The following is a 14,288-nucleotide window of genomic DNA, read 5'->3' as shown; positions in this document are numbered from 1 at the left end:
TATGACCTCCACTTTTGTCGTCGACAGCCCGGCCCGCGCGGCAGGCCGGGACACCCGCCCGGTCCAGGTATCGTCCGCCAGGGACTTGTACTTCGCGCTGATGGACAACCCGGCCGCGGCCCTCGAGGCGTCCCGCGCGTTCCTCGCGGCACAGATCGAAGTCGCGCGCGCCGAACCGTGCGAACTGCCGGATGCGGTGTGGCAGCTGCAGGGCTGGATCCAGGGCCGTGCCGAATCGGTCGGCATCGCGTACCGCGAATACCTCGCCGCGCGCAAGAATGGCGCGCCGCGCCGCTATTTCACGAACAAGTCGCATGCGCTGTACTTCCTGAAGGGCGTCGCGCCCACGAAGCTCGTCGACGGCGCCTGGCTGTACGGCACCCTGTCGCGCTGGGAGAATCCGGACTTCCATCCCCTGATCAAGACCTATCTCGAGGAGCTGGGCGACGGCGTGCCGGACAAGAACCACGTCACGCTGTACCGCCGCCTGCTCGCGGCGCACGGCTGCGAACACTGGGAGACGCTGCCGGCGGACCACTTCGTGCAGGGCGCCATCCAGCTCGCGCTCGCGTACAACGCCGACGCCTTCGTGCCGGAAGTGGTGGGCTACAACCTCGGCTACGAACAACTGCCGCTGCATTTGCTGATCACGTCCTACGAATTGAACGAACTCGGGATCGACCCGTATTACTTCACGCTGCACGTCACCGTGGACAATGCCGGCAGCGGCCACGCGCACAAGGCCGTGCAGGCGCTGCGCCACCTGATGGCGCAGTCGGGCGACCCGGCCGCGTTCTTCCAGCGCGTGCTGGACGGCTACCGCCTGAACGACCTGGGCGCGTGCACGACCTCCGTCATCGGCGCCTTCGACCTCGAAGCCGAACTGGTCGAGATCTTCGGCGCCAAGGCAGCCATCGGCAAGAACATGCACTCGGATTACTGCCGCGTGGCCGGCCGCTCCGTCAACGACTGGCTCGGCGATCCGCAGCAGATCCCCGACTTCCTCACGAAGCTGGAGGAATCCGGCTGGATCCAACGCGGCGAAGAGGTGGAGCAGAGCCGCTTCTGGCGCCTGATCCAGGGCGAGCGGGCGGAGATGTTCGGTGTGTTCTCGAGCTACGAGCAGCAGGTGCTGCGCGACTGGATCACGACGCCGCGCGACGCCAGCGCCGCCGCGCGCACGACCCGCGTGCTGAGCCACCGCGCCCGCCAGCGCACGCTCGACAGCCTCACGCAGCATGCGCAGCGCAGCGGTTATCCGGAGCGGGGCCTGATCCGCCGCCGCCCCGCGGGCAGCGGCGGCGACTCCGAACTGCACCAGCTGGAGCAGCGCGTGGCGGCGGCCGCCGGCAAGCCTGAGGCGATGGCGATGCTGGCGCAGCTGATGTCGCCGTCCGTGCACCACACGGCGATCGGCCTGATGGCCACGCGGATGTATTCGCAGCTGCTGGACGCTTGAAATGAACGCAGCGGCGCGCCCGTGCGCGCCGCGACGACCGACAAACAAGGGATTCCTGTGCACATACTCGAACAACGCTTCTTGCGCGGACCGAACATCCACGCCGCCACCCCCTGCCTGCTGTCCGTGCTCGACCTGGACGATCTGTACGGCGTCTCGACCCGCGACCTCCCGCAATTCAACGAGGCGCTGCTGGCCCTGTTGCCATCGCTCGCGGACTACCTCGTTCCGACGGGCCAGCCGGGCGGCTTCGCCCAGCGCCTGCGCGAGGGCACGTATCTCGCGCGCGTGATCGAGCATGTGACCCTGGGCCTGCAATGCCTCGCGGGCGCGCCCGTCGCGTTCGGGCGCACGCGTCCCGTGACGGGCGAGCCGGGCCAGTACCGCATCGTCTGCGCCTACCAGCTCGAAAAGGTCGCGCAGCCGGCGTTCGCGCTGGCGGTGGACATCGTCGACACGCTCGCGCACGGCCACGCATTCGACCTGGCGCCGCGCCTGGAAGAGTTGCGCGAGATCGCGGAGCACTACGCGATCGGTACGAGCACGGCCGCCGTGCTGGCCGCCGCGCAGGAGCGGGGCATTCCCGTCACGCGCATCACGGAAGACGCGAACCTGTTCCAGCTGGGCTGGGGCGTGAAGCAGAAGCGCGTCCAGGCGACGATCACGGGCGACACGGGCACCATCGCCGTGCGCATCGCCAGCGACAAGCAGCTCACCAAGCAGCTGTTGCACGAGGCGGGCGTTCCGGTGCCGCAGGGCGAGACGGTGACGACTGTCGAAGACGCGCTGCGCGTCGCCCATCACATGGCAAATAAGCTGAACGCGCCGGTGACCGTAAAACCGCTGGACGCGAACCAGGGCAAGGGCGTCACGGTCGCGTGCCGCACGGATGAAGAAGTCGAGCAGGCCTACGCGTACGCGCGCAAGTTCGGCCGCCACATCATCGTCGAACGCTTCATCGAAGGCGCGGACTACCGCGTGCTCGTCGCGGGCGGCAAGGTGGCGGCGGCGTCGCTGCGGCGGCCCGCGCACGTCGTGGGCGACGGCACGCACACGGTGCGCGAACTCGTCGATCTCGAGAACCGCAATCCGGCGCGCGGCGCGGGCCACACGAACATCCTCACGCAGATTGCGCTGGACGCCCATGCGGAAGACCTGCTGCGGCGCCAGGACCTCGTCCCGGACACCGTGCCTGCCGCCGGCACGACGGTGTATTTGCGCGGGAACGCGAACCTGTCCACGGGCGGCACGGCCGAAGACGTGACGGACCTGCTGCCGGAATCCACGCGCCGCCTGTGCGTACGCGCGGCCGCGAAGATCGGCCTGGACGTGGCCGGTATCGACATCGTCTGCCGCGACATCGCCCAGCCGCTGGCGGACCAGGGCGGCGCCGTCATCGAAGTCAACGCGGCACCCGGCATCCGCATGCACCAGCATCCCAGCGGCGGCACGCCGCGCGATGCGGGCGACGCCATCGTCCAGGGCCTGATGGGCGAGTCGGACGGGCGCATCCCGATCATCGCGTGCACGGGCACGAACGGCAAGACGACGACCACCTTGCTGATGGCGCACACGGTGCGCCTCGCGGGCAAGGTCACGGGCGTGACGACGACGCACGGCGTCTACATCGCCGGCAAGGAAGTCACGAAGGGCGATTGCACGGGCTACTGGTCGGCGCGCACGGTGCTCGCGTCTCCGGACGTGGAGTTCGCCGTGCTGGAGACCGCGCGCGGCGGCATCCTGAAACGCGGCCTCGCCTTCGACCGCTGCGACATCGGCATGGTGCTGAACGTATCGCCCGACCACCTGGGCCTGGACGGCGTCGACACGATCGAAGACCTCGCGCAGGTGAAGGCCGTGGTGCCGCTGGCGGCCAGCCGCGCCGTCGTGCTGAACGCCGAGGACCCGTTGTGCGTGGCGATGGCGCGCCGCGTCCATCCGGACGTGGAGATCGTGTACTTTGCGATGGAGGCGGACAGTCCCGTGCTGCTGCGCCACCTGGAAGAGGGCGGCCGCGCGGTCTACTTCCAGGACAATTCGATCGTCGTGGCGGATGCCACTTACCACCAGGAGCTAGTGCGCGTGGAAGCGATGCCGATCGCCCTGGGCGGCCGCGCGCGCTACAACATCGCCAACGGTCTCGCGGCGGCGGCGGGCCTGATGGCGGCCGGCTTCAGCAACCTGCAGATCGCGACGGGGCTGTCGACGTTCGTCAGCGACGGCAAGACGAACCCGCTGCGCACGAACGTGTTCGACGTGCGCGGCGTGACGGTCATCGTCGATTACGCGCACAATCCGGCCGCGTATGCCGCGCTGGCCGAGATGGCGCGCTCGCTGCTGCCCGGCCAGCTGGTGGGCATCGTGACGGCACCGGGCGACCGGCGCGACGCCGACCTGCTGGAAGTGGGCCGCGTGTGCGCCGGGCGCTTCGACGAACTGGTCGTGTACGAATCGTCGAGCCGCGGGCGCCCGTACGGCGGCGCTGTCGACCTGATCCTGCAGGGCGCCGAGGAAGTCGTCGGCAAGACGGATACCCTGCACCGCGAACTGGACGTGGGCGAGGCGATCCGCCTGGGCCTGTCGCTGTGCCGCCGCGGGGACGTGCTCGTGTTCGCGTGCGGGTCGTCGCTGGACGTGTTCGTCGAGGCGATCCGGCAGACGGACCCGGAAAGCGCGGCGCGGATCGCGGCGCAGGTGGGCTGACCTACCTGCGCGTGCCCGCCGCCTGGCGGGCGATATCCAGGAAGTTGCCGACCTTGGTCGACGAATTCCCTTCGAGCGACGCGAGCGCCAGCTTCGAGCGGACTTTTGCATCCGCGATGTCCACGTACGTCACCCCTTCGGCGTGGAACTGGCTGACGGACGCCGGCACGATCGACACGCCGAATTCCGCCGCGACGAGGCTGACGACGGTGGACAGCTGCGGCGCCTGCTGGCCCGGCATCGGCTCGAAGCCCGCGTGGCGGCAGGCCGACACGATCTCGTCGTGCAGCATCGGGCTGGCCGCGCGGGGAATCAGCACGAACGGTTCCTGCGCCAGCGCGGACAGCGGGATCCGCGCGCGCTGCGCGAGCGGATGCGTGACCGGCAGCACGGCCTTCATCGACTCGCTCGCGATGTCCTGCAGGACGACGCCGGCGAACGAGTGCACGCCCGGGCGCAGGAAGGCCAGGTCGATCCGGCCTTCCTCGAGTTGCGCCAGCAGGTGCGCCGTCGTGCCTTCGGTGAGCGTGAGGCCGACGCCGGGATACGCATTGCGGAATTCGCGCACCAACGCGCGCACGATCGGGTGGAACGCGGCGGAGGCGGTGAAGCCGAGGTGCAAATGGCCTGTCTCGCCGCGTCCGGCCCGCTGCGCGTTCAGGGTGGCGTGCTCCACGTCGCCCAGCAGGCGCTTGGCGTCGACGAGCAGCGCCTTGCCGGCGTCGGTCGGCACCACGCCGTGGCCGGTGCGGTGGAACAGCTTCACGTCGAGCTCCCGTTCCAGCGCGTGGATCTGCTGGCTCAGCGGCGGTTGGCCGATGCCGAGCCGTTCCGCCGCGCGGGTGATATTGCCTTCCTCGGCGACGGCAACGAAATAGCGTAAATGTCTGAGTTCCATGCGGTATCTGTGAAAAGTATGGATCCTAGATTATCCATATATTGGACAGCATAGTGAGATTTCGCGATAATACAGGTATCCCACGGACAAGTTTTTTGCGGCGAGAGCCGCATGGACGCGTTCCGGCGGGCCCATAACTTTAAATTTTGGAAGAGTGCTGGAATGTCAGAAGCGATAAAAAAAGTGCAGGAGCGAAGGCAGCCGATCCGTAATGTGAACATTACGGATATCACGATGAACTACAAGCAGCCGCCGTCGGCCATCGTGTCGATCCTGCACCGTATCAGCGGCTTCGTGCTGTTCCTCTTCCTGCCGTTCCTGCTCTACCTGTTCGAGCAGAGCATCCGTTCCGAGATCTCGTTCGCGCACTTCGCCGGGATCGTCAGCCATCCGTTCACGAAGATCGTCATCCTGGGCCTGTCCTGGGGCTACCTGCACCACTTCTGCGCCGGCATCCGCCACCTGTTCATGGACAACCACATGGCCCTGGACAAGGACGCGGCGCAGCGCACCGCGCGTTACGTGCTCGTCGTCGCCCTGGCGCTGACCCTGCTGGTCGCCCTCAAACTGTTCGGAGTGTTTTAATCATGGCTACCCCCAAGAATATCGGACAGCGCCGCCTCGTCGTCGGCGCGCACTACGGCATGCGCGACTGGCTCGCCCAGCGCGTCACCGCCATCGTGATGGTCATCTTCACCGTCATCCTGCTGGTCTCGTTCCTGACCGGCCAGAATTTTACGTACGAAGGCTGGGCCGGCCTGTTCGCCCGCCAGTGGTTCAAGCTTTTCACGATGGTCACGTTCTTCGGCCTGTTCTACCACGTGTGGGTGGGCATCCGTGACATCTGGATGGACTACGTCAAACCGGTCGGCATCCGCCTGACCCTGCAGATCGCCACGGTGCTCTGGCTGCTCGCCTGCGCCGCCTGGACTGTGCAAATTCTCTGGAGCGTGTAATCGTGGCAGCAATCAACACCAACATCCCCGTCCGCCATTTCGACGTCGTCATCGTCGGCGCCGGCGGCTCCGGCCTGCGCGCGGCGCTGCAACTGTCCGAAGCGGGCCTGAACGTGGCCGTGCTGTCGAAAGTGTTCCCGACCCGCTCGCACACGGTCGCAGCGCAGGGCGGCATCGGCGCATCCCTCGGCAACATGAGCGAGGACGACTGGTACTGGCACATGTTCGACACCGTCAAGGGTTCGGACTACCTGGGCGACCAGGACGCCATCGAATTCATGTGCCGCGAAGCCCCGAAGGTCGTGTACGAGCTCGAACACTTCGGCATGCCGTTCGACCGCAACCCGGACGGCACGATCTACCAGCGTCCGTTCGGCGGCCACACCGCCAACTTCGGCGAGAAGCCGGTGCAGCGCGCCTGCGCCGCGGCCGACCGTACCGGCCACGCGCTGCTGCACACGCTGTACCAGCGTAACGTCCGCTCGCGCACGCACTTCTTCGTCGAATGGCAGGCGCTGGACCTGGTCCGCAATGCCGACGGCGACGTCCTCGGCGTGATCGCGCTGGAGATGGAAACGGGCGACGTCATGATGCTGCAGGCGAAAACGACCGTGTTCGCCACGGGCGGCGCGGGCCGTATCTTCGCCGCGTCGACCAACGCCTTCATCAACACGGGCGACGGCCTCGGCATGGCGGCACGTGCCGGCATCCCGCTGCAGGACATGGAGTTCTGGCAGTTCCACCCGACCGGCGTGGCCGGCGCGGGCGTGCTGATCACGGAAGGCGTGCGCGGCGAGGGCGGTATCCTCATCAACAGCAACGGCGAACGCTTCATGGAGCGCTACGCGCCGACCCTGAAAGACCTGGCGCCGCGCGACTTCGTCTCGCGCTCGATGGACCAGGAAATCAAGGAAGGCCGCGGCGTGGGCCCGAACAAGGACCACGTGCTGCTGGACCTGCGCCACATCGGCGCGGACACGATCCGCAAGCGCCTGCCGTCGATTCTCGAGATCGGCCACAAGTTCGCCAACGTCGACGCGACCAAGGAACCGATTCCCGTCGTCCCGACCATCCACTACCAGATGGGCGGCATCCCGACCAACATCCACGGCCAGGTCGTCACGCCTGACGGTACCGGTTCGCAAAAGGTCGTCAATGGCCTGTACGCGATCGGCGAATGCTCGTGCGTGTCGGTGCACGGCGCGAACCGCCTGGGCACGAACTCGCTGCTGGACCTGGTGGTCTTCGGCCGCGCGGCCGGCAACCACATCGTCGCGCAGAACCTGAAGGAGCAGGGCAACCGCGCGCTGCCGAAGGATTTCGCCGACTACGCGCTGGGCCGCCTGAACCGCCTGGAAAACTCGACCGGCGGCGAGAAGGTGCAGGACGTGGCCAACGCGATCCGCGCGACGATGCAGAAGCACTGCGGCGTGTTCCGCACCCAGGCGCTGATGGACGAAGGCGTCAAGGAAATCATGGCCCTGGACGAGCGCCGCAAGCACGTCTCGTTCAAGGACAAGTCGAAGGTGTTCAACACGGCGCGCATCGAAGCGATCGAGCTGGACAACCTGATCGAAGTGGCCAAGGCGACCGTCGTGTCGGCCGCGGCGCGCAAGGAATCGCGCGGCGCCCACGCCCACAGCGACTACGAGCAGCGCGACGACGTGAACTGGATGAAGCACACCCTGTTCTACTCGGAAGGCAACCGTCTCGACTACAAGCCGGTGGTGACCAAGCCGCTCACCGTCGACACGTTCAAACCGAAGCCCCGCACGTTCTAACTAGGTACGAAATAATGGCACGCACAGTCCACCTGAAGATTTACCGCTACGATCCGGACAAGGATTCGAAGCCCTATATGCAAGACGTCACCGTCGAGCTGAAAGACACCGACAAGATGCTGCTGGACGCGCTGCAGCGCATCAAGGCCGACGTCGACGACTCGCTCGCGCTGCGCCGCTCGTGCCGCGAAGGCGTGTGCGGTTCGGACGCGATGAACATCAACGGCAAGAACGGCCTGGCCTGCACGACGAACCTGAACGAGCTGACGCAGCCGATCGTGCTGCGTCCGCTGCCGGGCCTGCCGGTCATCCGCGACCTGATCGTGGACATGACCAACTTCTTCAAGCAGTACCACTCGATCAAGCCGTATTTGATCAACGACTCGATCCCGCCTGAAAAGGAGCGTCTGCAGTCGCCGGAAGAGCGTGAAGAACTCGACGGCGTGTACGAGTGCATCCTGTGCGCGTGCTGCTCGACGTCGTGCCCGTCGTTCTGGTGGAACCCGGACAAGTTCGTCGGTCCGGCCGGCCTGCTGCAGGCGTACCGCTTCATCGCCGACTCGCGCGACGAGGCAACGAACGAGCGCCTGGACAACCTGGAAGACCCGTACCGCCTGTTCCGCTGCCACTCGATCATGAATTGCACGGACGTGTGCCCGAAGGGTTTGAACCCGAACAAGGCCATCGGCAAGATCAAGGAATTGCTGGTACGCCGCGCCATCTAAACCGTCGTCCCCGCAAAAGCGGGGATCCATACTGAGCCAATTGGGACACTCAGTATGGGTTCCCGCCTGCGCGGGAACGACGGCTCCTATACCGCCTCTGCTTCGATGCGGCTCGCCGTCGCGGGCGATGTCGGCCGGATCGCTTCCGTCAGCTCGGTCAGCGCCGAGCCGCAGCCGAACACCAGCACGTCGCCCGGCTCGCAGCGCGCGAGGCCCGCGCGGATCGCTTCGTGCACGTTCAGTTCCACCTGCAGGTGATCCGTCTCGTACTTGCCGAGGCGCGCGCCCTGCACGAGCAGCGCGGCCACCTCGCCGGATGCGCGCCCGCGGTTCTCCGTCTCGTACACGACCAGCTCGTCGAAGCCGGCCGCGCACGTCTCGCCGATGGCGACGAGGTCTTCGTCGCGGCGGTCCCCCGGCGCCGCGACGACGCCGACGAGGCGGCCCGGCGTCAGCGCGCGCGCCGTCTCGGCCAATGCGGCATAGGCGGCCGTGTTGTGGGCGTAGTCGAAGATGACGGTGACGCCGTCGACGTCGAACACGTTCGAGCGCAGCGGGTTGTGCTTCCAGTCGGAGAGGAACGTGCGCAGGCCGGCCGCGATCTCGATGTTGCCGAAGCCCGTCGCGCTGAGCGCGGCGGCGGCGGCCAGCGCGTTGGCGATGTTGTAGCGCGCCGCGCCCTTCATCGTGCAGGGCATCGTGCGCACGTCCAGCAGCGCGTCGTGGCGCGTGCCGGTCGCCAGCACGATCATGTTGTCTTCCAGGTAGACGCCGCGGCCGCCGTTTTCCAGGTGGCGCAGCAGGACAGGGTTGTCCGCGTCGAGCGCGAAGTACAGGATTTCCACGCCATGCGCCAGCTCGGACGACATCGCGACGCAATGGTCGTCCTCCGCGTTCAGCACGACGGCGCGGCGCGCGCGCTCGGCAATCACGAATTTCACGCGCGCGAGTTCCTCGACCGTGTCGATGCCGTCCAGGCCCAGGTGGTCGGCCGACACGTTCAGCACGACGGCGACGTCGCAGCGGTCGAACGCGAGGCCGCGTTTCAGGATGCCGCCGCGCGCCGTCTCCAGCACGGCGAAGTCGACGTCCGGCGAGGCAAGGACGGTGCGCGCCGAACGGTAGCCCGTGCAATCCCCTTTCACGATCCGTTCGCCGTCGATGTACACGCCTTCCGTCGTCGTCACGCCCGTGCGCAGGCCCGCGAGGCGCGTCGCGTGCGCGATCATGAGGCTCGTCGTCGTCTTGCCGTTCGTGCCCGTCACGGCGACGACGGGAATACGGCCGTCGTCCGCGCCGAACAGCGCATCGACGATGGCGGCGCCCGCGTCGCGCGGCGTGCCGCGGCTCGGGTACTGGTGCATGCGGATGCCCGGCGCCGCATTGACTTCGATGATGCCGCCTTTCTGTTCGCGCAGCGGGCGCGCGATGTCCTGGCAGACGATGTCGATGCCGGCCACGTCCAGGCCGATGGTGCGCGCGGCGCGGATGCAGATGTCACGGGTTTCTTCCGGCAGCAGGTCCGTCACGTCCTCGGCAGTGCCGCCGGTGGACAGGTTGGCGTTGCCGCGCAGGTCGACCACGCTGCCTTCCGCGGGGACCGAGTCCAGGTCATGACCCTGGCGCGCCAGCACCTGCAGCGCGAGGTCGTCCAGCGGGATCGTCGTGAGGATGTTCGTGTGGCCGTCGCCGCGCGCGGGGTTGCGGTTTTCGATCTCGACCAGTTCGCGCACCGTCGACACGCCGTCCCCGGTCACGTGCGGCGGCCGGCGCCATGACGCGGCGGCCACCTTGTGGCCCGTGACGAGCACGCGGTAGTCGCGGCCGTGCAGGAATTCCTCGACGATGACGTGGCGCCCGTACTTGCGGGCGAATTCGAACGCGCGCGCGATCTCGTCCTGGGTCGCGCAGTTGACCGTCACGCCCTTGCCCTGGTTCGCGTCCAGCGGCTTCACCGTCACCGGACCCTTGATGCGGCGCGCCTCGCGCAGTGCCTGTTCGAGCGTGGTGACCGTGGAACCAGCCGGCACGGGCACGCCGGCCTGGTCGAGCAGCGTCTTCGTCAGCTGCTTGTCGCTGGCGATGCCGACGGCCACGTGGTTCGTCGCGCCCGTGATCGTCGCCTGCAGGCGCTTCTGGCGGCTGCCCCAGCCCAGCTGGAACAGATTCGCTTCCTCGATCAGGCGCAGGCTCGGGATGCCGCGCCGGTGCGCGGCCGCCAGCACGGCCGCGGTGCTCGTGCCGATGGCGTGGCGGTGCGCGGTGTCGCGCAGGTCGTCCAGCGCGGCGTCCAGGTCGAACGCGACGTGGCTCGCGCACGCATCGATCAGCGCGGCGGCCGTGCGCAGCGCCTGGCCCGCCACCTGTTCCACCGTGTAGCCGCAGACGACGCGGGCCTGTCCCGGCCTGGCGGGATCGGTCTTCGTCATGCCGAAGGTGCCGGACGCGCCGGCAAGGCGCTGCAATTCCATCACCACGGGTTCGAGCGCTTCGTGCGCGGCCTGGCAGTCCGACAGGCGCGCCGCCGCTTCGGCCGGCATCGCGGGCAGCAGGGCGAGCAGGCGCGCGCCCAGGCCAGCCGCGTTCTGCTGGGCGGCGAGGTCGATCACGGCCAGCAGGCAGGGCGTCGCGGCATACAGGCTCGGGCCGCGCAGGAAGCGTTGTTCTACGATGTTCATCAGGTACTCCGAGAAAGCCCGTCCTTCAGGGCGGGGAGGAAAGCAGCCGATTGCGCGGCAATCGATGCCTTTCGGTTGCTAAAAACGCTGCCTATAATCACAGCATGATTCTTGTTTATCGTTACCGGGTGAAGTCCCTTAACGGGCTGCTCAACAGGCAGTCGCGGGCCTGTAACTTCGTCTGGAATTACTGCAACGATCGGCAAAAGGATGCGCTGCGTTTTGGCCGCCCCTGGCTGTCGGGTTTTGACCTGAACAAGTTGACGACAGGCAGCAGCAAGGAACTGGGCCTGCATTCCGGGACCGTAAATGCGGTCTGCGAACAGTATGCAAGATCGCGTTCGCAAAAGAAGCGACCTTATCTTCGCTATCGCGGCAAGCGGTCTCTGGGCTGGGTGCCGATCAAGGGACGGGAACTGAAGCGGGAAGGTGATGCGTTTCGCTTCGCGGGCAATACCTTCCGCGTTTTTAACAGCCGGCCGCTGCCCGAAGGGAAGATCAAGGATGGCACCAACTTTTCGCGTGACACGCGAGGGCACTGGTACCTGAACATCGTGATCGATGTGGTCACCCCCGAGATCCATGCTCGTCAACCGTTGCGCGGTGTCGGTATCGACCTCGGCCTGAAGGACTTCGCAACGTTTTCCACCGGCGAAAAGATCGAAGCGCAGCGAATCTATCGTGGTGCCGAGCGGACTCTGGCGCTGGCGCAGCGCGCCCACAAGAAGCGGCGCGCCAAGGCTATCAACGCAAAGATTGCGAACCGTCGCAATGACTTTCTGCACAAATTGTCGGACCGCATTGTCCGCCAATTCGACTATATCGCGGTCGGCAACGTGACTGCCGCCAGACTCGCCAGGACCGGCATGGCGAAGTCTGTTCTTGATGCCGGCTGGTCGAGCTTCCGACATCAACTGGCGTACAAGGCTGTTAAGCATGGCGCGTGGTTCGAGGAAGTTGATGAGAGATTGACTTCCCAAGTCTGTTCGAATTGCGGCGCCATGCCCGATTCGCGGCCGAAAGGTATCGCAGACCTTGGAATAAGAGAGTGGCAGTGTCGTGTTTGCGGTTGTAAACATGATCGCGATATCAATGCTGCGATAAACATTCTCCGTCGCGGACGTGCGACGCTGGCTGCAGGAAGCCCCGTCCTTTAAGGTGGGGAAGACGTCAAGAGAGCGGGTTCCGTTTCGTGATGTTTTCCAAAAACTCGAGCAACGGCGGCGGGATGCGTTTTGCGTCGTCGCCGACGGGTAGTGCGTATTTGCTGCCGGCGGGCAGCAGGTGGAGGCGGACGTCGATCAGTTCCGGCGTCTCGTGGTTCGCGATCTCCGCCACGTTCGTCGACATCGTCCGGCCGTCGACGATGGTGACGGCGCCCTGGCCCACCACTTCGATGCCGACGCCGCGCTCGACGACGAGGGCCGTGTCCTCGTCGATCCCGATCCCCTGCAGATACGGGTTCTGGGCGACGATGGACAACAGCCGCGACAGGCGCTGGCGTTCGGAGAAATGCTGGTCGATGACGACCTTGTGCAGGAAGCCGAGGCCCGCACCGAGGCTCACGGAGCCCTTTTCGGGATGCAGTTCGGCGCGGCCCTGTGCCAGCATGTGGCCGGACATGGCGGAAGCGCCGGCGCTCGTGCCGCCGATGCAGGCGCCGCGCAGCTTGAGCGCGGCGTGCATCCCGGCGTCCAGCGCCGTGCCGCCGATGATCGCGAGCAGCCGTTTCTGGTCGCCGCCCGTCATGAAGATCCCGTCGGCGTCGGCGACGTCGCGGATATGCGTTTCGTCGTTCGCGTCATGGCGGCTCTGCAGGTGCAGGTGCGAGTGGCGTGTGACACCCAGGTCCGCGAACGCACGGTCGTACGTTTCCCACATGTTCTCCGCGACGCTGCTCGCCGCCGTGATGACGACGATCTTCGCGTCCGGCCCGCCGGACAGCTCGACGAAGCGCTTGAGGATCGCCATGTCGTTCTGCTTGTCTTCGCCGCCGCCGATGATGACGAGGTGGCCGTGGCTCTTGGCGACCCGTTCCGCCTGTTCGGCCTGGGCGATGGCGTTCTTGTCCTGTGCGGTCATGGTGCGACTATCCTTGCGTGGGGCATGTCCTGGTTGCTGTGCGACGCGGCTTCCGTGCGGGTGACGGCGATCAGGCCGACGGGCACTTTTGGGTCGAACAGGTCGACGCCGCGCTTGAGGGCCTGTTCGAGCGGCACGCCGTCCTCGATCCAGCCATAGACGGTGCGGGCCAGCAGGTGGCGCACGATCTGTTCGCCGATGCCGGTGGCCGCGACGGCGCCCTGCGGACCGGCATAGAAGCCGCTGCCGATGATCGGCGTGTCGCCCACGCGGCCCAGCAGCGACGGCGCCGAGCCTCCGGTGGACAGCGCCACGGCGAAGTGGCCGTCCGGTCCGCGCACGACGGCGCCGACCGTGTCGCATGCGGCGTGCGCGGGCAGGTCGAGTGGCGTCTGGTAATTCCAGAAGCGCAGGAAGGCTTTCGCTTCTTCCGAGATCCCGGGCATGGCGGGCACGCTGCCCGCCAGTTCGCGCACGACTTTCTCGTGTGCTTGTCGCTGGTGGTCGGAGATGGTGGTGTGCGTCGGGTGGCCGATGGCGGCGGCGAAGCGGGCGGCGCCGTCGCCGGCCAGCAGCCAGTGCGGTGTCTCGGCGACGGCCCGCGCCAGCAGCACTGGGTTCTTGACGCCCTGCACGCAGGCGACGGCGCCGAGGCGGCCGCGCGTGTCCATGATGGAGGCGTCCATCTCGACGGTCGCGCCGTCGAGGCACAGGACCGATCCGCTGCCGGCATTGAAGCGGCCGTCGTCTTCCATCGATACGACCGCCGCGATGGCGGCCTCGAGCGCGTCGGCGCTGATGGCCAGCTCCTCGACGGCCCGCTGCGCCGCGCGCTCGCAGCCGTCGTCGTACGCGCGCGGGCTTCCGGCGCCGCCGTGCACGACGATTGCATATCCTTGGGTAACGCTCATGTTGTTCTTCTCTCCTGGGAAACTTGTGCAATGCGCGCACCAACGCGGTGCGGCAAAGCGGATACCGCATTATGCAAAACATAAGAAAATAGAAA

At 66.8% G+C, this 14,288-nt stretch carries 11 protein-coding genes; 7 read left to right on the top strand and 4 right to left on the bottom strand.

All coding sequences use genetic code 11. From position 1 onward, the window contains the following. Position 1: 1 nt before the first annotated feature. The gene (locus ACEN9G_RS29570; protein WP_413342389.1) at positions 2–1,459 is read left to right on the top strand and encodes an iron-containing redox enzyme family protein; all 1,458 of its coding nucleotides are present in this window, start codon (positions 2–4) and stop codon (positions 1,457–1,459) included. A 57-nt stretch (positions 1,460–1,516) separates the two neighbouring features. Next, on the top strand, positions 1,517–4,162 hold the full coding sequence (gene cphA / locus ACEN9G_RS29565; RefSeq protein ID WP_413342387.1) for a cyanophycin synthetase: 2,646 nt from the start codon (positions 1,517–1,519) through the stop codon (positions 4,160–4,162). A gap of 1 nt (position 4,163) precedes the next feature. Here cphA (ACEN9G_RS29565) and ACEN9G_RS29560 read toward each other — a convergent pair whose 3' ends face one another. Continuing rightward, on the bottom strand, positions 4,164–5,060 hold the full coding sequence (locus ACEN9G_RS29560) for a LysR family transcriptional regulator (RefSeq protein WP_413342385.1): 897 nt from the start codon (positions 5,058–5,060) through the stop codon (positions 4,164–4,166). A 162-nt stretch (positions 5,061–5,222) separates the two neighbouring features. Between ACEN9G_RS29560 and sdhC the strand changes: the two genes are divergently transcribed. From sdhC to ACEN9G_RS29540, 4 genes are read left to right on the top strand one after another with little or no spacing between them, the layout of a single operon-like run. Further along, complete coding sequence (gene sdhC, locus ACEN9G_RS29555; protein WP_413388514.1) at positions 5,223–5,645, top strand: succinate dehydrogenase, cytochrome b556 subunit; 423 nt, start codon at positions 5,223–5,225, stop codon at positions 5,643–5,645. Between the two features lie 2 nt (positions 5,646–5,647). Further along, positions 5,648–6,016: a succinate dehydrogenase, hydrophobic membrane anchor protein gene (sdhD, locus tag ACEN9G_RS29550; protein WP_036240800.1), complete on the top strand. Its 369-nt coding sequence runs from the start codon at positions 5,648–5,650 to the stop codon at positions 6,014–6,016. A gap of 2 nt (positions 6,017–6,018) precedes the next feature. Further along, complete coding sequence (gene sdhA / locus ACEN9G_RS29545) at positions 6,019–7,797, top strand: succinate dehydrogenase flavoprotein subunit (RefSeq protein WP_413383971.1); 1,779 nt, start codon at positions 6,019–6,021, stop codon at positions 7,795–7,797. A gap of 14 nt (positions 7,798–7,811) precedes the next feature. Then, complete coding sequence (locus tag ACEN9G_RS29540) at positions 7,812–8,522, top strand: succinate dehydrogenase iron-sulfur subunit (RefSeq protein WP_413342144.1); 711 nt, start codon at positions 7,812–7,814, stop codon at positions 8,520–8,522. 86 nt (positions 8,523–8,608) lie between these two features. On the opposite strand, the gene cphA (ACEN9G_RS29535) is transcribed toward ACEN9G_RS29540, so the two are convergent. Then, positions 8,609–11,200, bottom strand: a complete 2,592-nt coding sequence (gene cphA / locus ACEN9G_RS29535; protein ID WP_483127413.1) for a cyanophycin synthetase — start codon at positions 11,198–11,200, stop codon at positions 8,609–8,611. 104 nt (positions 11,201–11,304) lie between these two features. Between cphA (ACEN9G_RS29535) and ACEN9G_RS29530 the strand changes: the two genes are divergently transcribed. Then, the gene (locus ACEN9G_RS29530) at positions 11,305–12,357 is read left to right on the top strand and encodes an RNA-guided endonuclease InsQ/TnpB family protein (protein WP_413345051.1); all 1,053 of its coding nucleotides are present in this window, start codon (positions 11,305–11,307) and stop codon (positions 12,355–12,357) included. Positions 12,358–12,370: 13 nt separating this feature from the next. Here the strand turns inward: ACEN9G_RS29530 and ACEN9G_RS29525 are convergent, their stop codons facing one another. Together ACEN9G_RS29525 and ACEN9G_RS29520 are read right to left on the bottom strand one after the other, a co-directional pair. After that, on the bottom strand, positions 12,371–13,282 hold the full coding sequence (locus ACEN9G_RS29525; protein WP_413345053.1) for a cyanophycinase: 912 nt from the start codon (positions 13,280–13,282) through the stop codon (positions 12,371–12,373). Next, the gene (locus tag ACEN9G_RS29520) at positions 13,279–14,193 is read right to left on the bottom strand and encodes an isoaspartyl peptidase/L-asparaginase (protein ID WP_483127412.1); all 915 of its coding nucleotides are present in this window, start codon (positions 14,191–14,193) and stop codon (positions 13,279–13,281) included. The genes ACEN9G_RS29525 and ACEN9G_RS29520 overlap by 4 nt, the downstream gene beginning before the upstream one ends. Positions 14,194–14,288 lie beyond the last annotated feature (95 nt).

The organism is Massilia sp. Masssp94 (assembly GCF_059491305.1).
This window is presented reverse-complemented; position numbering and strand designations above follow the sequence as displayed.